Source organism: Pseudomonas sp. S2_B07 (assembly GCF_054668435.1).
On the sequence record NZ_CP162769.1, the window covers coordinates 2,825,156 to 2,845,110 of the forward strand.

Consider the following 19,955-nt stretch of genomic DNA (forward strand, 5'->3'; position numbering starts at 1 on the left):
GGGGCAAAAGGAACCTCAAGCCTTGAGGCCAAACACCTCGGTCAAATGCTGTTCATAGCGTGCGACATCAGCTTCGATGTTCGGGCGTTTCATCACGTCGACGCACAGGAAGGTCGGCAGGCCGGTCATGCCGAGGAACTCGTTGGCCTTGTGAAACGGGAAGTACACCGCGTCCACGCCCTTGGCTTCAAAGAAGTCGGTCGGGTCGTCAAAGGCTTGCTGCGGTGCATTCCAGGTCAACGACAGCATGTATTGCTTGCCCTGCACCAAACCGCCGCTTCCGTACTTCTGCGACGCATCGGAACGGGTGCGGCCATCACTGGCGTAGAGACTGCCATGGCCTTCGGTGAAGACTTCATCGATGTACTTTTTCACGGTCCACGGCGCGCCCATCCACCAGCCTGGCATTTGATAAATGATCACGTCGGCCCAGAGAAATTTGGCGACTTCTTCGGCGACGTCGTAGCCCTCGTCGATGAAGGTGGCTTTCACGTCCACGCCGCCACGATCCAGCACGCTCAGCGCCGTTTCATGCAGGGTGGTGTTGTAGCGGCCATCAGAGTGGGCGAATTTTTTTCCGCCATTGAGCAACAGGACTTTTTTCATGAGAAATCTCGGAAGGTCAGAAATTGGATGGCGGCAGGTTAGCGGCGAGAGGCTCGCGCGGAATAAGCCCCGAATGCACAAAACCCTTTTGACCAATACGCACGAATCAGTAGGCGATTGTTGCCATAGACTTGCGCCGATTCTTAACTTGAGGGAATTTCTGATGAGTGAAATGCAAGGCTTCATCCTGCACGCCAAGACCCGCCCGGAAAAATCCGATGCCTTTGAAGCGTTTTTCCGCGGCTATGTGGAAGCCAGTCGCGCCGAGCCCGGCTGCATCGAATATCACATGCTGCGCGACAAACAGGACCCGACGCTGTTTATCTTCTACGAGATCTGGCAATCCCAGGCTCACCTGGACGTGCACTCGAACCTGCCGCACATGAAGCAGTTCCTTGAGCACCGCGATGAATTCCTGGAACGGGATTTCGAGATCCGTGACATCGACATGCTCAGCCCGTCGTCCGCTACCCGCTGATCAGCAAATGGCCGCCTAGCACGCCGAGGCCGATGAAGAACACTCGCTTGAACAGCACCGCGCTGATCCGCTGACGCAACCATTGGCCGAGTAACAAGCCGAGCACCGCGGGGATCAGCGCCAGCAATGACGCGCTCAATTCGCCACCGCCCAGCGCGTCGCGCCACCACAAGCCAGCCGCCAGCGCCAAGGTCGACACGGTGAACGACAAGCCCAGCGCCTGCACGAGTTCGTCCTTGCTCAAACCGAGCGCTTGCAGATAAGGCACCGCCGGAATCACGAAGACGCCGGTGGCCGAGGTGATGATGCCCGTCAGCACGCCGCACAGCGGACCGACCCAACGCTCAGCGTGACCGCCGACACGCAAGGCCGGCAGGAACAACCCGCTCAATGCGTAGAACAACAACGCCGCACCCAACGCCCGCACGACCCAATGCCCTCCCGCCATGCCAATCCACAATGTGCCGGCGCCCGTGCCAAGGAAGATCGCCAGCAGCATCGGCCATAACCGCTTGATCAAGCCGCGCAGGTGCCCACCGAATGCCAGTTGCCAGACATTGGTGAGCGTTGCGGGGATGATCAATAGCGCGGCTGCCTGCGACGGGGCCATAGCCAGACCGAGCAGGCCCATGGCGATGGTTGGCAAGCCCAGACCGATGATGCCTTTGATCATGCCGGCCAGGAGGAAGGTGGCGATGAGCAGTAAGGACAAGGCCAATCCGAGGTTTTGATAGAACGCGGCGAGTGTATTCATGGGGTTATCCTGAGCCTGGATTTGCCGCGTGAAAATCTGCCATATACTGAGGATGCCTCTTGTTTAGCAAAAGGCTGAAAGTTTCGTCGTGTTGCAAAGCGCTATCGCGAGCAGGCTCACTCCAGGTGACCGCGTTGTTCGCACCGACGCGGTCCACTGTGGGAGCGAGTTTGCTCGCGATGGCGGCTTTCCAGACAACACACATCCAGAGATTGCCAATGCACTACGACCTGACCGACCTGCGCCTCTACCTGAACATCCTCGACAGCGGCAACATCACCGCCGGCGCCGCGCGCAGTCATTTGTCCCTGGCGGCGGCGAGCGCGAGAATCCGCGCCATGGAGGCTTCGCTCGGCATCGAATTTCTGGAACGCGGGCGTCGCGGCGTCACGCCGACTCCGGCCGGCAAAGCCTTGGCAAAACACGCCCGATCCCTGCTGCAACAAGCCGAGCGCATGCAACAGGACCTGGCCGAATACGCAAAAGGCGTCAAAGGTCAGGTGCGCCTACTGTGCAACACCACGGCAATCACCGAGTACCTGCCGGAGTTGCTCGCCGACTTCCTGCGTGAGCATCCGAATCTCGACATCGACCTTCAGGAATTGCCCAGCGCACGCATCACCCACGCCTTGCGCCAAGGTGCGGCAGACCTGGGCATCGTGTCTGACGCTGTAGACACCGATGACCTGCAGACCCGCGCCTTTCGTGACGATCCCCTGGTGTTGATCCTGCCCCGCGATCATCCGCTGGCCGACACCGAATCCCTGAGTTTCAGCGACACCTTGCACCACGATTATGTCGGCCTGAACGCCAGCAGCGCCCTGGCCGTGTACCTCGAAGAACAGGCGCTGCACATCGGTTCACGCCTGAAAATCCGCATCCGCGCCGACGGTTTTGATGGCGTCATGCGCATGGTCGCCCGGGGCGCGGGGTTGGCGATCGTGCCGCAGGCGGCTGTCCAGCGCTGGACCGGCGAACCATCGTTCCAGAGCATCGCGCTGCAAGAACCCTGGGCCCAACGCAAACTCCTGCTCTGTGCCCGGGACTTTGCCGCGCTGCCCGGTTATGCCAGAGCCCTGCTGCAAGCCTTGACTCTCCCCTGAGGGGCAGACTTTACCCTTGAGGTTTGATCTTCAAGGACAGAGTCGATGGGCAAGCGAATTCTGGTGATTCTCGGTCATCCTTCCAGCAACAGCTTCTGCGCAGCACTCGCCGAGCGCTATGCACAGTCGGCGTTGCGCGCCGGGCATCAAGTCCGCCAATTGTTTCTCGGCAGGATGGACTTCGATCCGGTGCTGCGTGAAGGCTATCAACAGGTTCAACCTCTGGAAGCCGACTTGCGTCAGGCACAGGCCGACATCCTGTGGGCCGAGCATCTGACGCTGGTGTATCCGATCTGGTGGGGCGGGATTCCAGCCTTGCTCAAGGGCTTTTTTGATCGCGTGTTCTTGCCCGATTTCGCTTTTAAATACCGTGAGGGCAAAGCCTTTCCCGATAAATTGTTGCGCGGTCGCAGCGCGCATTTATTGGTGACCATGGACACGCCACCCTGGTATTACCGCTGGGTGTATCACATGCCCGGACTGCATCAGGTCCGCGAAACCACTCTCGCCTTCTGCGGCATCAAACCCAGGCGCACACTCACGTTCGGCCCGATTCTCGGCGCCAGCGATGATCAGCGTGAAGCCTGGTTGCTGCAAGCCCAGGCTATCGCCAGCCGCTGAGTCTGCCGATAATGCGCGGGGCTGTACCACGGTAAAAAGGACTTTTCATGTACATCGGCCAAGCCGCGCAACGCTCCGGCACCACGATCAAAAGCATCCGTCATTACGAGTCGATCGGCCTGCTGCCTGCGGCCCAGCGCTTGGGGAAATACCGCGTCTATGACCAGCAAAGTGTCGACCTGCTGATTTTCATCAAGTGCGCCCAGCAACTGGGTTTCAGGCTCAAGGAGTTGCAGGCGATCTTCGCCGGCCATCAGGGTCAGGCAATGCCGTGGGCACTGGCGCATCAGGCCATCGATGCCAAGAAGCGCGAGATCAGCGAGCGAATGACCGTACTGTCGCGCCAGCACGCCCAATTGATTGAGTTCGAAGCCAGCCTGGAACAATCCCGGGCCGATTGCCCTTTGGAAAGTCTTTGAGGCGTTGCGCGTTTCTGGACACCTGGATGTCGAGTTCAGACAACTGACCGGTACATCGGGGCTATAGGGTGCCACTTCAGTTCTTGAAGCCACTGCCCGGAGTCATCATGACCGCACCGATTACCGTCCTTCGCGATACTCATCCACTGCCGGTGCTTGACGCCTGCAAATGGGAAAAACTCGAAGGTGACCCGCACACCGTCAACCTCAACGCCTACACCAGCGAAGACGGCAGCAAGATCATGGGCACCTGGATCTGCACGCCGGGCAAGTGGTACGTCGAATACGTGAAGTGGGAATACTGCGATTTCCGTGAGGGGTATTGCATCATCACCCCGGAAGGCAAAGAGCCAATCCATCTGCGCGCCGGTGATATTTTCGTCATTGAGCCAGGAATGAAAGGCACGTGGGAAGTGGTTGAAACCGTGCGCAAGTATTTCGTGTTTGCCTGATGCAAAAAAACCGGGGGATCACCCGACGTGATCTCCCGGTAAATATCTTTATGTAAATGCAATCACTGTGGGAGCGAGCTTGCTCGCTCCCACAGGTTTTCGACTTCAAGCCCCTCTGATCGCAGCCGCTCTTTTACTGCGGTTTGCGATAGCTGTTGATGATCGCCGAGAAGTCTTTCCCACCTTCCCCGCGCTGGCTCATCGCCTGATACAACTGCTGGGCCACTGCGCCGAGCACCACCGGTTGATGCGCCTGACGGGCCGCTTCCGTGGCCAGCCCCAAATCCTTGAGCATCAGTTCTGCACCAAAGCCGCCGGTGTAACCGCGCGAGGCCGGCGCTGTTTCGACGATGCCTGGCCACGGGTTGTACATCTCCGAACTCCAGCAACGTCCGGTGGAACTGTTGATGATCCCGGCGAGCACGGTCGTGTCGATCCCCAGGGCATCGCCCAGCGCCATGGCTTCGCTGACGCCGACCATGGAGATCGCCAGCAGCAGGTTGTTGCAGATCTTGGCGATTTGCCCAGTGCCGACTTCGCCGCAATGGACGATGTTGCGGCCCATCTGCGCCAGTACCGGTTGCAGGGTAGCGAACAGTTCCGGAGTGGCGCCGACCATGAAGGTCAGCGTCCCGGCCGCGGCGCCACCGGTGCCGCCGGACACCGGTGCATCGGCCATGGCCACGCCTTGCTTGGCAGCGGCGGCGGCCACATCGCGTGCGGTCTGTGGATCAATGGTGCTGCAATCCACGGCCGGTACACCTTGGCCGATCCCGGCGAGAACGCCGTCCTCGCCCAGCCAGACGCTGCGCACATGCACAGCGGCCGGGAGCATGGTGATCACCAGTTCTGCACCTTGCGCCGCCTCACGGGCGGAAGGGCTGATGCTGCCGCCCAGTTGCTCCAGCTCCGCCAGCACGGTTTTGTTCAGGTCGACCAGGCGCAGCGCGTGGCCGGCCTTGATCAGGTTGCGCGCCATCGGGGCGCCCATGTTGCCGAGACCGATAAAAGCGATTTTCATGTCCGGCTCCTTAACGCAAGTTGATGGTGGTGTTCACACCGTCGTTGACGCTGTCGTCATCGAACCAGCGACTGGTGACGGTCTTGGTCTGAGTGTAGAACTGCACCACTTGCTTGCCATACGGGCCGAGGTCGCCCAGCTTGGAACCGCGCGAACCGGTGAAGCTGAAGAACGGCACCGGTACCGGAATCGGGATGTTGATACCGACCTGGCCGACGTCGATTTCGTTCTGGAATTTACGTGCTGCCGCACCGCTCTGAGTGAACAGGCCTGTGCCGTTACCGAACGGGTTGGCATTGACCAAGGCAATGGCCTCGTCGAGCGTATTCACTTCCAGTACCACCAGCACCGGGCCGAAGATTTCCTGGGTGTAGATCTGCATGTCGGTGGTCACGCCGGAGAACAGGGTCGGGCCGACAAAGTTGCCCTTCTCGTAACCTGGAACCGTGATCTCGCGGCCGTCCAGTTCCAGTTTGGCGCCTTCCTTGATGCCGCTTTCGATCAGATCGAGAATGCGCTGTTTGGCTTTTTTCGAGATCACCGGGCCGACGTCAGTGCCTGGCTCGCTGCCGGCATTCACCGTCAGTTTCTGCGCCAGCGCTTTCAGGTCCGGCAACCACTGTTTGGCCGCGCCCACCAACACCACCACGGAGGTGGCCATGCAGCGTTGACCCGCCGCACCAAAACCGGCGCCGACCAGGGCATTCAGCGCTTGCTCGCGATTGGCATCCGGCAGCACCACGGCGTGGTTCTTCGCGCCCATCATCGATTGCACGCGCTTGCCGTGCTTGCCAGCCAGGTCGTAGACGTGCGTACCGACGGCGGTCGAACCGACGAAGGAAACCGCCTTGATGTCTTTGTGCGTACACAGCGCATCCACCACATCCTTGCCGCCATGCACGACGTTAAGCACGCCCGCCGGAACGCCAGCTTCGATGGCCAGTTCCACCAGGAGCATGGTCGACATCGGGTCCTGTTCGGACGGTTTGAGCACGAAGGTGTTCCCGCAGGCGATGGCCATCGGGAACATCCACAGTGGAATCATCGCCGGGAAGTTGAACGGGGTGATGCCGGCGCACACGCCGATTGGCTGACGCAGGGTGTAGGTGTCGACACCGCTCGCGACGTTCTCGGCGAACTCACCCATTTGCAGGCTGCCAATGGAGCACGCGTGCTCGACCACTTCCAGTCCACGGAAAATGTCGCCTTCAGCGTCGGCGATGGTTTTACCTTGCTCCGCGCTGAGGACCACGGCGATGCGTTTGGAGTGTTCACGAATCAGCGCCTGGAGCTTGAGCATGATGCGCATCCGCGCGCCGATCGGCGTCAGCTTCCAGGTCTGGAAGGCGCGATGGGCAGCACTGATCGCGGCGTCGACTTCTTCGGAGGTCGCAAACGGCACCTTGGCCAGCACTTGCTGGGTCGCCGGGTTGACGATGTCGTGCCATTCGGTGGACTTGGACTCGACCCATTGGCCGTCGATCAACAGCTTTACCGTTTGGACAGTGGTTTGGTCGGGCGTGAGCGATGCGTTCATGTGGGTCTCCGGATGTTTGCTTTTTATAGTTAGAGCTATCTTGGGAGCCAAGGCGAGACAGTCGCCTTGCGATGAGGCGTGTGCCGCGAATTGGTTGTGACGCTGTTTTTGGAGTATAGATGTGCAAACTTCTAATAAGAACGCACATAAAAGCCGGTCCATCATGCAAAAAAACATCACGTCGTTAGGCTCGCTGAACTGGGATGACCTCAAGTTTTTCCTCGAAGTCGCCCGCACCCGCAAGGCCAGCACCGCGGCCAAGCGCCTGGCGGTGGACTACACCACCGTGTCGCGGCGCATCAGTTCGCTGGAAGCGGCATTGGGGACTTTGTTGTTCGAGAAATCCCGGACCAGCGGCTTTGTCCTGACCGCTGAGGGTCAGCGATTGCTCGGTTATGCCGAGTCGATTGAAAGCACATTGCACATGGCCTGCGAGCAGGTGTCGGGGTCCGGGGTGGCATTGTCCGGCCACGTGCGCATGGGCTGCACCGAAGGCTTCGGCAGCTTTTTCATCACACCGCAACTGAGCCACTTCGTCGACGCCTACCCGGCCATCTCCGTCGACATCCTGCCGCTGCCGCACTTCATCAGCCTGTCCAAGCGCGAAGCCGACATCGTCATCGCCCTTGAGCGCCCGGAACACGGGCCGTACGTGTGCTGCAAACTCTGCGACTACCGCTTGCAGCTGTACGCGACCCAGGACTATCTGGACAAACACCCACCGATCCGCCGCCCGGCTGACCTGAGCAAGCATTCATTCATCAGTTATGTCGACGATTTGGCGTTCAGCTCAGAGCTGTTGTACCTGGCGAACGTATTGCCCGGCGCCAGTGCCAATTTGCGCAGCACCAGCGTGATCGCCCAGTTCGTGGCGGCGCAGCAAGGGCGGTCGCTGGCGATTCTGCCGTGCTTCCTGGCGGCTCAGGATCCACGGTTGCTGCCGGTGTTGCCGCAAGAGATCAACATTACGCGGCAGTTCTGGATGTACTGCCGCGAGGACTTGAGGAAGCTCAAGCGGATTACCCTGTTGTGGGATTACATCCGCTCGGTCACAGAGCAGAATCAGGCTCTGTTAATGGGTGAAACGCGCGAGATGCTGTTCGCCGATTAATCGGCGCTCACGACGATCGACACCCGGCGGTTCTCGGTACGACCCGTTGCCGTGGTGTTGGACGCCACCGGCTCGCTGCTGCCTAAACCGCGCAACTGGATGTTCTGTTCTTGCATGCCGACGGTGGTCAGCACTTTGCTGACACTTTTCGCACGACGCAGGGACAGTTGTTGGTTGTAAGCCTCTTTGCCGGAGGCATCGGTGTGGCCATCGACCCGCACACGCTCGATGCCTACACCGAGCAATGATTGGCCGATGCGTTCGACGATTTCGGTACTGGCCGGATTCAGGCTGTCGTCGTCACTGCCAAACAGGACTTTGCCGGACAGGCCAAAGGCCCAGCCTTCATCGGTCAGTTCGAAACCTTGCTGTTTAAGCACGGTTATCTGCGCCGGGGTCAGGCCCTTTTGCGGTGCTGTCTGGCACCCGGTCAATGCCAGCAAGGCCATGAACAGGGTGATCGCGAAAAATCGCAGGGAACGCGGGGTCATAGAAAACAAAACAATCAGCTCCTGGTTTGAGCATGGGTGACAGGATGTTCCGATCCTGCCGTGCGCTGCGCGCCACGAGAGACGCGCTTGGCTTGGTACATGGCAGCGTCGGCGGCGTGGAGCAAAGTGCCTGGTGTGACGCCATGATCGGGGTACACCGCGATGCCGATACTGAGAGAGGTCAACACAGGGTTACCGCCCGGCAACGGGATCGGCGCTTCCATGCTGGCGAGGATCTTGTCGGCAATCCGCTCGGCGTCTTCGGTTTTGTGCAGCGGTGACAGCAGCACGGCAAACTCGTCACCGCCCAGACGCGCCACCAGGTCCTCTTCGCGAAGTTGTGCCCGAACGCGGGTCGCGACCGCCACGAGCACCGCATCACCGGCCGCGTGACCGAAGTTGTCGTTGATTTCCTTGAAGCGGTCGCTGTCGAGAAACAGCACAGCCACGCGTTCGTTGAGCTTGTTGGCGTTGCGCAATGCGCGAATCAACCGGCCTTCGAAAAAGGCCCGGTTCGGCAAACCGGTGAGGCTGTCATGGCTGGCCTGGTGCGCCAGGGTTTCGTTCTCGCTTTGCAGGTGGGTCTGCCAGGATTCGAGTTCATCGAGCAAGGCATTGAAGTCGTTGCCCAGATTGTCCAGTTCAGCGATGTCGGCGGGCGGCACGCGACGGTCGAATGCACGCTCGCTGCGAGCGGCGTGAGCCACAGCGGCGAGGCTTCGCAGCGGGCCGGTGATCCCGCGAAGTTGGCGCCGCGCCAGATACAGTGCGACCCAGGCACTGATTGCCGTACACAGGATAATGCCGACCAGACCACTGAGCAGAAAGCGCATCAGACTGCCGCCGTGTCCGGTGAGGTGGATGCTGCCGATCTCCCGGCCCTGATGAACTATCGGCAGGTCGATGGGTTTTTCCAGAAAGGTCTTGGCGATCTGCAATTCGAGATCGGAGAACAATCCGCTTTCCGAACGCTGCCAGCGCGCCAGTAACTGCCCTTTGGCGTCCAGCACCTGAGCGTCGGCGACTTCCTCGGTGGACGCGATCATCGCCAGCGCTTCGGTGGCGGCGGCTTTGTCGTTGAACACCACCGCTGCTTCAACGGTGTAATTGATCGAGCGAGCAATCAGGTGCAGGTTGTGGTCGGCGTAGACCCGCAACGCGAGAACGCCCAGCAGGGTCAGCGACACACTGGCCATGGCCACGGCAACCAGCGCGACGATCAGATGCCCACGACCGATGACTGAGCGCAAGGTCGGGCGAGTACCGGGCTTGAACAGGCTCATGTGGCCGCCGGCTTGCGGCGGGACAACTGCAACACACTGGGGTGAATGCGCACGCCACTGCGGGCGACGGAATCGAGGTTGACCTCGAAGGACACCTGCTCATCGCCGACCCGCAGGCAGAACAGGCTGCCGACGGTGCATTGATCGTCGCTTTCACTGATGCTCAGCACCGGGCGTCCCGTCAACGAGGCGAACAGCCGACTGCGTTCATCACCGGTCAGTTTGCCGATGTACACCGCATCGCACTCACCGACAATCGACGGGTTGTCGGCCAGCAGGCGCCGCACGGTGACAGGCCGGCCAGTGGCCTGAGTGCTGCCTTTGAGCAGATCGTCGGTGTATTCAGTGGGGCCGACCACGCACAAACGCAGTTGCGCAGGCTCAACGGGCCAGCGGGCATAACTGAGAATGCCGAGCACCACTTGAGTGACCGATTGGGCACGCTGGTCAGCCATGCTCGACGGCGTTTGCGACTGCGCAAAAACGCTGCCGGACAGCCAGCAGAGCAGGCCAGCGAGCAACACTTGCTTGCCGCCAATGACGCGTCCTGTCGTCCAGGCAGCCACCTTCATGCAGTGATTCTCTTCGATCGTAGCGAAATAATATCGCACGATAGCATAGCGATGAAACACCCGCGAGGCCGCGTACTGCGGCGCTTTGAACGGTTTTTTGGCGCCGGAAACTCGCGCCTCAATCGCTCGGTGTAACCCCTTCTTCCAGCTCCAACATCAACCCGCTCAAGCGCTTGACCTTGCGCCGAACAGCCTCTTCAAATACACCGGTGCGAGGTTCGATCAAGGTGAACCAATGCTTGGCCCGGGTGATCCCGGTGTAGATCAGTTCCTTGGTGAGCACAGGGTTCAGGGCGTCCGGCAGAATCAGGGCCGTATGGGCAAATTCCGAGCCTTGGGATTTGTGCACGGTCATGGCGTAGACAGTTTCGACATCATTGAGCCGGCTCGGCAGCACAAACCGCACGCCGCCCTGACCATCATTACGCGGAAACGCCACGCGCAGCACCTGCTTGCCTGCTTCGGGCCCATCACGCTCCGGCAGCTTGAGCGCAATGCCGATGTCACCGTTCATCAACCCCAGGCCATAGTCGTTGCGGGTCATCAACACCGGCCGCCCTTCGTACCACTGCTGATCGCTGTCGATCAATCGGGCCTTGAGCAACGCGGCGCTCACTCGCTGGTTCAACCCTTCCACGCCCCAGGGGCCCTTGCGCACGGCGCACAACAACTGGAAAGCGTCGAAGGCTTGCAACACCTGACGCGCCCATTCGGTCCAGCGAGGATCGTCGAGCGGGCTGTCGAGCGCTGGCCGCTGATTGCGCAGAAGACTTAAATAGTGACGATAACCTTGCGGTCCTTCGCCATGGCCTTCAAGCAACAGACGCTCCAAAGCCCGGTCCTGTTCCCCCTTGAGCGGCAGGGAAAACACGTCGTCATGACTTCGTGCGGCCAACAGTTGGCGGGCGTGTTCGGGTTGTTGCTGATTGACCCAACGCGCCAGTTGACCAATGCCGCTGCCCTCGCCGAACCGCCGCGAGTGGCGCAGCATCACCACTTGTTGGGCCAGCGGACGAGTGCCTTGGGTGTCGGCCTGCAAACCACTGTTCTCCAGGTTTTCACCACTGACCGCTTCCAGCCACTGGCGAGTCTGCGGGTTGTACCAACCCGCCTCGGCATCCCGGCACAGGTCGCCCAATACAGCGCCGGCCTCTACCGAGGCCAGTTGATCCTTGTCCCCCAACAACACCAATCGAGCGTGAGCCGGCATTGCATCCAGCAGATTGGCCATCATTTCCAGGTCGATCATCGACGCTTCGTCGACCACCAACACATCCAGCGGCAAGCGGTTACCAGCGTGATGACGGAAATGTCGCGTACCGGGTCGACTGCCCAGCAAGCGGTGAACGGTGGTGACGTCCGACGGGATCTGGCCGCGAACTGATTCGGCGACTTGCAGGGTCCGGACTTGTTGGCTGATCGACTCCGTGAGCCGGGCCGCCGCTTTGCCGGTGGGTGCGGCCAGTCGGATACGCAGCGGTTTGCCAGCTTCCACCGCGGGCGCCTGGAGCAATGCCAGCAAGCGCACGACGGTGGTGGTTTTGCCGGTGCCCGGGCCGCCGGTGACGATGCTGAAGGCACTGCGGGTCGCCAAGGCACAGGCGAGTTTTTGCCAGTCGATCACCTCACCGGTTTTGGCGGAACCGAACAAACCGGTCAGGCGTTGGGATAAATCATCCGGCGTCGATTCGTGTTCTGCCAAGCGCAGGCGCAGGGCATCGTCGATGCGTCGCTCGTACGCCCAGTAGCGGCGCAGGTACAGGCGCTTTCCGGATAAAACCAAGGGCCGCGATTGCGACGCTTCACGCCCGTCTGCGGCCAGCGCCACCAGACTGCTCGAGGCCAGCACCTTGCACCAATGGGCACCGTCCAGTGCTTCAAGCAATTGCGACGGCAATAACATCGCGCCGCTGTGCACATCACCTTCAGGGGGCAGCGACAGGGCGAAATCCGGTTCTTTCAGGGTCTCGAACAGGTCCAGACACACATGGCCGTGGCCCAGCTGGTGACTGGTCAACGCGGCCGCGAGCAGCACCAACGGATCATCACCGGGCGCGAGTTCGTGGAGGAAGGCGACGAAGGCCTTGTCCAGCGCACGCAACCAGCCCCGTTCAACCCAGCGCGTCAGTAACAGCAGCAGGTCATCGGCACGGCTCAATGGCTCGAGATCCGCCAGGCTTTCCGCTGCCAAAGGTGTGGGCAACAAATCGGCGAAGGTGCGGCTCATAGCAGTACTCCTTGTTCCCATGCGGGTTCGGCCTTGGGTTCTGGCTTGCCCTGGAACATTCGGTCCAGTCGCTCGATGAGTGCTTTGGGTGGACGAGCGAAATACACACCTTGGGAGGCGGCACGCGTACCCCGCAAGAACAGGTACAGCGCCCCACCGACATGCCGGTCGTAATCGTAGTCGACCAGCCGCGCCTTGAGCTGTCGGTGCAAGGCCAACAGGTACAGCACGTATTGCAGGTCGTAGCGGTTATCGAGAATCGACTGTTCCATGGCCTGTTCGGTGTAAGCCGCGTCGTCAACGCCTAGCCAGTTGGATTTGTAATCGGCGACGTAATAACGCCCCTCATGCTCGAAGGTGAGGTCGATAAAACCCTTAAACATGCCATTGAGCAAGACCGGTTCGGCCGCCACTCGGGCAACGCCGTTGTGGGTGTGCTGACGCACCAGCTCATCCAGTTTCAGCACGTCGACTTTATGGCTGGCGAACCAGAACTCCATCTCGACCCGGTACTGAGTCAGTTGCTCGAAAATCACTGGGGCCTGCCCACCGCCAATGTGCAGCGGGGATTTGAGCAAATGTTGCAGCCAATCGCTCAGCGTGGTGATCCAGCCTTCCCAACCACGGCGGTTGCAGCGCCGGGCGATCGCGTCTTCGATCGCTTGTGGAGTGGCGGCAAAACCTTCGTCGCCGGCCCACTCCAGCAAACCATGAAGAAAGGTGCCGGGATTGGGGCCTCGGGGGAATCGATGGATATCACCGCCACCGGCCGCCACTTCTCGTGGTGCTTGCGGGTCGAGGCGTTCGTCGTCGAAGAGCTTTTGCGCTTGCGGGCTCTCCGGGGCTTCGTCACTGCCCACGCTCATACTGTCGCCAATGCGCAAGGCGCTGTACGAAGCGATCCACCAGTTTTCACTGGCCTTGCGTTTCGGGATGCGCAGCGCAAGCAAACTCGCCTGGTTTTGCGGCGGATGGTAAAGCTCGGCGGTGGCTGGCGGCATTTCAGCGTAAGTCAGCGCCGGGCAGTCCTGCTGCAAGTCCTCCAGCCAGCGCTTCAGGCCTGCCGACTCGGCCAATGGCAAACCACCGCCCAACAAGTAACCCAACGCCGACAAGTGCAGCACCGAACTGTTGTTATTGCCGCGCTTGAGATCCGTCACGCCGAGCCAGCACGCATGTTGCGCACGAGTCAGGGCGACATACAGCAAGCGCAGATCCTCGGCCAGACGCTCATCGTCGGCCAGGGCAATCAACTCGGCAGTCGGCTTCAAACTCACCTGAGCCTTACCGTTTTCGTCGTGGTAATGCAGCGGCAAACGACTGCCATCCACTGGTTTCGCCGAACAGATGAAGGGCAGGAACACCAGGGGATATTCAAGGCCCTTGGACTTGTGAATGGTCACGACTTTGACCAGTTGTTCATCGCTTTCCAGGCGCAGAATCTGTTCTTCGCCCGCCTGGCCTGACAACGCCAGATGCTCGGACAAGTGACGGATCAGTGCCTGCTCGCCATCGAGTTCGGCCGCTGCCTGCTGCAGCAATTCGGACAGGTGCAGCAGGTTAGTCAGAACTCGCTCGCCGTCGCTGCGTGCGATTAATGCCTGCGGGAGCTGGAAGTCATGCAGCAAACGTCGCAGCATCGGCAGCACGCCCTGCTTGCGCCAGAGCTCGCGATACCCACGGAATTGCATGACCCGTGCTTCCCAGGCAAGTTCGTCCTGATTAAATCGCTCCAGTTCACCCAGCGACAGATTAAGCGTGATGCAGGCCAACGCCGCCCGCAGTGGACGCTCGACATCGGGCTCGGCACAGGCTTTGAGCCAGGTCAGCACGTCGTGAGCTTCTTGTGCGGCGAACACCGAATCCTTGTCCGACAGATAGACGCTGCGCACACCTCGGGCCGAGAGTTCGCCGCGCACTGCTTGAGCTTCTTTACCATCGCGGACAAGGATCGCGATATCGGCTGGCAGCAGGCCTCTGAAAGCCTTTCCGTCCTCGACGAAACCCGCCTGACGTTGTTGCCCTCCATTAAGCAATGCAGTGATTTCACTGGCGCAGGCGGCGGCCAATTGTTGCCGGTACACCGCCCCGGACAGGGGTTGTTCTGCGGACAAATGCCAGATGTTCAGGGACGGAACCACTTGGCCCGCTACGCGCAGAACCTCTTTACGTCCTTGGGACTCCACGGGCAGAAACGGCACCGGGTTGTCGCCATTTTTTTCCCGAAACAGAAACGCGCCGCGCCCCGACTCACGAGACTCGGCGCGTTCGAACACATGGTTAACCGCATTGACCATGCCGTGGCTGGAGCGGAAGTTGGTGCCCAGCGTATGCAGTCGGCCGGTCGTGGCCTGACGGGCACGCAGGTAGGTGTATATGTCGGCACCTCGGAACGCGTAGATCGCCTGCTTCGGGTCGCCGATCAGGAACAGGCCGCACTCGGGATTGTTGTCTTCGATGCGATAGATGCTTTCGAAGATCCGGTATTGCACCGGGTCGGTGTCCTGGAATTCGTCGATCAACGCGACCGGGAACTGCTCTCGAATCAGGGTCGCCAGACGCTCGCCGCCTTCGGACTGCAAAGCGGCATCCAGGCGCAGCAGCATGTCGTCGAAGCCCATCTCCGCGCGGCGACGCTTTTCTTCTTCGAACCGCGCGCCCACCCAGTGGGCTGCGTGTCGCAGAACGGCCGCGTCTGGGGTTGGCAGACCGTCGAGGCTGGCCTTGAGGCCGGGCATTGCGTCCAATCCGGGATGACGGGGTACTTCGCCTTTCCAGGCTTCGGCCATGCCGTCCGGCGTCAGACGAGTAAAACCGGTGCCGATGTCCAGTTGTTCAAGCGCTTCATCTTCGGCCCAGGCTTTGATTTTTTCGAACCAGGGCTCGAAGTAGCGTGCCTGCATTTTTCGACCGTCGACGCTCTTGCTCGCAACCCCCTGGTGACAAATCACCAGCAGCTCGTCCGCCCATTGGCGCCAAGGCATCTTGAGTTCGAGCAACGCGCTTCGTCGTTCCTGCAAACATTCGCTGATCAGTTCGGCCGGCTCTTTTCCTTCGACACTGTCGCGTTCACTGGCAAACAAACCGCGCACGCGCGGCAACAACGCCGCCGGACCGCCCCAATTGCTGCGGACCCAATTGAGTGCATCGCCTTGCATCGGGTAACAAAACAGCCGCCAGTAATCGCGCAGGACTTCGCCCAGCAAATCGCTGTGATCGGTTTCCAGGGTCTGGGTAAACAGGCTGCCGCTGTCGAAGGCGTGCTCGCGCAGCATGCGCTGACACCAACTGTGGATGGTCGAGACAGCCGCCTCATCCATCCATTGCGCGGCGATGTCCAGGCGGTTAGCGCAGCCCGACCATTGTTCGGGCAGGTACTGATCACGCAGTTCGGCAATGAGGCCATCCGGTGCCGGGGTCTCATCACGGAAGAATCGCGCGGCCTCCGCCAAGCGTGTACGGATACGTTCACGCAGCTCTTTGGTGGCGGCATCGGTGAAGGTCACAACGAGGATTTGCGGCGGCAACAGTTCACGCCCGAAACCACTCGCGTCACTGCCGTGCCCCAGGACAAGGCGCAGATAAAGTGCGGAAATAGTGAAGGTCTTGCCGGTCCCGGCGCTGGCTTCGATCAGTTGGCTGCCGCGCAGGGGGAAGGCCAGCGCCAGTGGTATTTTTGTGGTCATGAACGAGCCCCCTCGCTGGTCAGTGATCGCCACAGGGCTTCAAGCATCGGTTTGTACAAGGCGTTGCACCAGTCGGGGAACGTTTCGTCGGCGAGCAGCGCGTCGTAGTCAGCAAATTGTCGGGTGAGTGCGGGGCTTTCGCGGCGCTCTCCGTCAGTGGTCTGGCCATCGCCTTCATAGGCTTTGCGGGCAGCGGCTTCGGCCTTCAGCGGATCGGTCTGACCAAGCCAGGCGAAGGCCGTTTTTACTGCAACCGGCATGGGTTGACGCATGCCCGCCTGCCAGGCCTCCAGAAGGTGTCCGAGCGTTTTCAGTGCGACACCCTTCTCCAGCGGCTCCAGCAGCAGGCTATCGTCGCTGGCCACCAGTGCGGTGGTCATCGGTATGCCGCTGGCGCAGGCCACCAGATGATTGACCCAGGGCCGCGTCAATCGGTGCCATTTGCGGTTTTTGATTGAGCCAATGCTGTTGGGGATGGTGGTGACCGACAGCAAGCCACCGTCTGCACACTGGTGCAAACCACTGAGCCAACCTTCGAGGCGCAGGCCTTCCAACTCGAGGTTCACAGGCAAAGCGCTGGTCAGCGGAGTCGGCCATAGCGCCAGGAGCTGTTGATAACGCTGCAGCAGATCCGGAAGCGGTTCGATCAATTCACGCTGGAGGCATTCGCCGAATCCGGCCATGGGCAGCAGCCCACTGTTTTGCAGGCGTTTGGCCTGGTCATCCAGTGCCTGATCGGCGTGATCAATGCGTCCCATAGCCGCGGCAAGCAAACTGTCACTGAGGTTGTAGCGTTGCAGCGCATCGAGGACAAAGGGTTCTTCATCGGCCAAGGGTACTTCAGCCGCTTCGAAGAACACCTTGAGCCGCTGGCTGAAAAAATGTCGCACGGGATTGCGCAGGAAGTCCTGCAGTTGACCGAGACTTAGTGGCTCCTCTTGTACGTAAGCTTCAAGTACTTCGCCTTCTGCCACCTGATGGGTGATTTGATGAAGTACCTGCCACTCATTGGCGTAGCTGAACAGTGCGTCACCCTCATGGAAGTAACGTGCGCTGAAGGGCTGTAATGGGTGCTCTTGAGTCATGGCCTCCAGCAGGTCCTTGTCCTCATCCTGCAATCGCCAGCCACTGGCGAGATGGTCTCGCAGTTGGCCAATCAGCACGGAGGCCGGACGTTCGCTGTTATCCCGGATGCTTCGGCCCACCCAGCTGATGTAGAGCTGATCTCGTGCCGACAACAGCGCTTCCAACAGAAGATAACGGTCATCTTCACGACGGGAGCGATCGCCTGGGCGGTAGTCACTGCCCATGAGATCGAAATCCAGTGGCGGTTGCGCACGAGGGTAGTCGCCATCGTTCATGCCCAGCAGACAGACGCGTTTAAACGGGATCGCCCGCATCGGCATCAAGGTGCAGAAATTGACGGCACCGGCCAGAAAGCGCTGGGACAGGCGCCCCTGATCCAGTCCGGCCAGCCATGCTTCCCGAACCACGGTCAGCGGCAAATCGTCCTGTAAACCTACGGACTCACAGGTGTCGAGCCAGGTTTCGCGCAACTCTTCGAGCTGGGCGAGCAAGTAGTCATCGTGCTCATTGCTGGCCAGGAAGAACAGCTGCACCAATGCTTGCAAGCGCACGCCCCACTCTTTGGGCGGTGCCGGTTGAGTCAATTCCTGGTGGGCGATTTCCAACGCATCCAGCAGGGCCACCAAAGGCCCGATCAGCGCGGCCTCCAGACCACCAATTTCGTCGTAAGGCTCGATGCCTTCGCACGCAAGGGCACTGCCCACGGCATAACCCAGCAGCATCCGGCGCAGGCCGAATCGCCAACTGTTTTGCTCCAGTGCTTCAGGCAACCCCAGACCTGCACGCTGCTCGGCATTCATGCCCCAGCGGATGCCCGCACCTTCGATCCACCGGTGCAGCGTTGGCAGGTCACGCTCCTCGACGCCGAAGCGGGCTCGTAATGCTGGAACGTCCAGCAGGTCGAGGATCTCGCTGACGGGGAAGCGGCTGTCGGGAAGTTTGAGCAGGTGTTCGACCGCGATCAGCAGGGGATCGCGACCACGCTGGCCCTGATCCGCGAGCGTGAAAGGAATGAAACGAGGGTCCTGACGTTCAAGCTGACCGAATACGGCGCGAATATGCGGTGCGTAACTGTCGATGTCCGGGACCATCACAATGATGTCGCGAGGCCTTAGATCGGGATCAGCGCTGAAGCGTGCCAGGAGCTGATCATGAAGGATCTCTACTTCACGCTGGGCACTGTGAGCGATGTGAAAACGGATCGACTCGTCCTGCTCAAGATCGACGGCGGGCCAGCACTCCCGTGTTTCGCTCAGTGGGCGTAATTCGAGAATGTCGTCCTGCAATTGATTGAGCATGTTCTTTGGCTGATTATCGCTGAACAGGTCGATGCGACCGTCACGAAATGCAGCGCTATAGCTGTTGGGATCGTCATAGCTGTCGAGAAGATTGATGTAGTCCCGACCCTGCTTTCCCCAGGCAGCCAGCAGCGGATGAGCATGCTGGTGGAGGGTTTGCGGGTCGAGCACAACGGGCATGCCACTCTTGCGAGACTGACGCTTGTATTGATGCCGGAGCAGGTCTTTATCGGCGACGATGTCGGCCCAATGGTAACGACACGGGTTATGCACACACAGCAAAACCTGACTGAAACGAGCCAGTCCGGCGAGTGCTTCGAGTGCTTGAGCAGGCAGCGAAGAAATCCCGAAAACGATCACCCGTGCAGGCAATCCGCTGGGGGCGACGTCGAGGCTGTTGATGCGTTCGATAAACCGCTGATGAACGCCGGCACGGCTTTGCGCCATGCCTTCCTCACCCACATCCAGCAACAGCGCTCGCCATAATTCGGCCTGCCAGCAGTTGGCCGGGGCCAGTGGCTTGGCTTCGCCTCTGCCGTTGCGCAATTGGTGACGACCTTCTGCCCAGTCTTCGAGCCAGTCGGCGCGGTAGACCTGGTATTGGTCGAACAAGTCGGCGAGTCGCTCAGCTAACTGGTAGCGCTTACGCAAATCGGTGTCATGGGTCAGGAAGCGCTGCAGTGGCTCAAAGTGCGGCTGGTTGATCAGTTGCGGGAGCAGACGCATCAAACGCCAGGTCAGGGGCGCTTTATCGAGCAACGATTTGACCGGGATTTCATCCCGTCCAAGGACCATGCGATAAAGCTGCCACATGAAGCTACCGGGTAACTGCACGTCGATGGCGGCGGCAATACCGCAGCCGCCCATGTCATCCTCTTCCGGATCTTCGGCAAGGGCCAGCTTGAGCCACTGCGCGATGCCATTGCTCTGTACCAAGGCGATTTCATTTTCCAGGGGAGCCAGCGGATAACGCCGCATTACGCTGATCACCAGGCTGCGCAGTTCATTCAGACTGTTGCTTTGAACCACCATAAAAGCAGCATTGAGGGACGTGGCGTCCGGCATAAAGGCTTCCTTGGGAAAATACAAACGCTAGGGCCGAACCTTAGCATTGTCGGGAGACTGTGACAGCCGGGAGCTGTCCGGTAATGCTGTACGAACTTTCCAGCGGGCAAAACAAAACCCCTACCTGCATACGCAGATAGGGGTT

Annotated in this window: 16 protein-coding genes; 6 read left to right on the top strand and 10 right to left on the bottom strand. The window is 60.2% G+C overall.

The window, feature by feature from the left end; genetic code table 11:
• Positions 1-15 precede the first annotated feature (15 nt).
• Positions 16-606 (bottom strand): NADPH:quinone oxidoreductase MdaB, encoded by a 591-nt coding sequence (locus tag AB4N43_RS13075; RefSeq protein ID WP_027924396.1) that lies wholly within the window; start codon positions 604-606, stop codon positions 16-18.
• A 163-nt stretch (positions 607-769) separates the two neighbouring features.
• Here AB4N43_RS13075 and AB4N43_RS13080 point away from each other — a divergent pair, with 163 nt between their 5' ends.
• Complete coding sequence (locus tag AB4N43_RS13080) at positions 770-1,084, top strand: putative quinol monooxygenase (RefSeq protein ID WP_027924395.1); 315 nt, start codon at positions 770-772, stop codon at positions 1,082-1,084.
• On the opposite strand, the gene AB4N43_RS13085 is transcribed toward AB4N43_RS13080, so the two are convergent.
• Positions 1,074-1,838, bottom strand: a complete 765-nt coding sequence (locus AB4N43_RS13085; RefSeq protein ID WP_460154124.1) for a sulfite exporter TauE/SafE family protein — start codon at positions 1,836-1,838, stop codon at positions 1,074-1,076. The two genes, AB4N43_RS13080 and AB4N43_RS13085, sit on opposite strands and share 11 nt — an antisense overlap.
• Positions 1,839-2,056: 218 nt before the next feature.
• Between AB4N43_RS13085 and AB4N43_RS13090 the strand changes: the two genes are divergently transcribed.
• From AB4N43_RS13090 to AB4N43_RS13105, 4 genes are all read left to right on the top strand, one after another.
• Complete coding sequence (locus AB4N43_RS13090; RefSeq protein ID WP_027924393.1) at positions 2,057-2,941, top strand: LysR substrate-binding domain-containing protein; 885 nt, start codon at positions 2,057-2,059, stop codon at positions 2,939-2,941.
• 45 nt (positions 2,942-2,986) lie between these two features.
• Complete coding sequence (locus AB4N43_RS13095) at positions 2,987-3,562, top strand: NAD(P)H-dependent oxidoreductase (RefSeq protein WP_460154125.1); 576 nt, start codon at positions 2,987-2,989, stop codon at positions 3,560-3,562.
• 47 nt (positions 3,563-3,609) lie between these two features.
• The gene (locus AB4N43_RS13100; RefSeq protein WP_027924391.1) at positions 3,610-3,981 is read left to right on the top strand and encodes a MerR family transcriptional regulator; all 372 of its coding nucleotides are present in this window, start codon (positions 3,610-3,612) and stop codon (positions 3,979-3,981) included.
• A 107-nt stretch (positions 3,982-4,088) separates the two neighbouring features.
• The gene (locus AB4N43_RS13105; protein WP_007946320.1) at positions 4,089-4,433 is read left to right on the top strand and encodes a cupin domain-containing protein; all 345 of its coding nucleotides are present in this window, start codon (positions 4,089-4,091) and stop codon (positions 4,431-4,433) included.
• Between the two features lie 133 nt (positions 4,434-4,566).
• On the opposite strand, the gene mmsB is transcribed toward AB4N43_RS13105, so the two are convergent.
• Together mmsB and AB4N43_RS13115 are read right to left on the bottom strand one after the other, a co-directional pair.
• Entirely contained in the window at positions 4,567-5,454 is an 888-nt protein-coding gene (mmsB, locus tag AB4N43_RS13110) for a 3-hydroxyisobutyrate dehydrogenase (protein ID WP_027924390.1), read from the bottom strand.
• Between the two features lie 10 nt (positions 5,455-5,464).
• Complete coding sequence (locus tag AB4N43_RS13115) at positions 5,465-6,991, bottom strand: CoA-acylating methylmalonate-semialdehyde dehydrogenase (RefSeq protein WP_027924389.1); 1,527 nt, start codon at positions 6,989-6,991, stop codon at positions 5,465-5,467.
• Positions 6,992-7,154: 163 nt separating this feature from the next.
• On the opposite strand from AB4N43_RS13115, the gene AB4N43_RS13120 reads away from it, so the two are divergent.
• Positions 7,155-8,102, top strand: coding sequence for a LysR family transcriptional regulator (locus AB4N43_RS13120; protein WP_027924388.1), 948 nt, complete (start codon positions 7,155-7,157; stop codon positions 8,100-8,102).
• Here the strand turns inward: AB4N43_RS13120 and AB4N43_RS13125 are convergent.
• The 6 genes from AB4N43_RS13125 to recC all read right to left on the bottom strand — a co-directional run bounded on the left by AB4N43_RS13125 (position 8,099) and on the right by recC (position 19,810).
• Positions 8,099-8,602, bottom strand: a complete 504-nt coding sequence (locus tag AB4N43_RS13125; protein WP_027924387.1) for an OmpA family protein — start codon at positions 8,600-8,602, stop codon at positions 8,099-8,101. The genes AB4N43_RS13120 and AB4N43_RS13125 overlap by 4 nt on opposite strands.
• A gap of 5 nt (positions 8,603-8,607) precedes the next feature.
• Positions 8,608-9,876 carry a diguanylate cyclase domain-containing protein gene (locus AB4N43_RS13130; RefSeq protein ID WP_410922606.1) on the bottom strand — a complete coding sequence of 423 codons (1,269 nt, stop codon included), beginning with the start codon at positions 9,874-9,876 and terminating at the stop codon, positions 8,608-8,610.
• Positions 9,873-10,448: a YfiR family protein gene (locus tag AB4N43_RS13135; RefSeq protein WP_027924385.1), complete on the bottom strand. Its 576-nt coding sequence runs from the start codon at positions 10,446-10,448 to the stop codon at positions 9,873-9,875. The genes AB4N43_RS13130 and AB4N43_RS13135 overlap by 4 nt, the downstream gene beginning before the upstream one ends.
• A 118-nt stretch (positions 10,449-10,566) precedes the next feature.
• Entirely contained in the window at positions 10,567-12,675 is a 2,109-nt protein-coding gene (gene recD, locus AB4N43_RS13140) for an exodeoxyribonuclease V subunit alpha (RefSeq protein WP_460154126.1), read from the bottom strand.
• Positions 12,672-16,361: an exodeoxyribonuclease V subunit beta gene (gene recB, locus AB4N43_RS13145; RefSeq protein ID WP_460154127.1), complete on the bottom strand. Its 3,690-nt coding sequence runs from the start codon at positions 16,359-16,361 to the stop codon at positions 12,672-12,674. Before recB ends, recD begins: the two co-directional genes overlap by 4 nt.
• Positions 16,358-19,810 (bottom strand): exodeoxyribonuclease V subunit gamma, encoded by a 3,453-nt coding sequence (gene recC / locus AB4N43_RS13150; RefSeq protein ID WP_460154128.1) that lies wholly within the window; start codon positions 19,808-19,810, stop codon positions 16,358-16,360. The genes recB and recC overlap by 4 nt, the downstream gene beginning before the upstream one ends.
• Positions 19,811-19,955 lie beyond the last annotated feature (145 nt).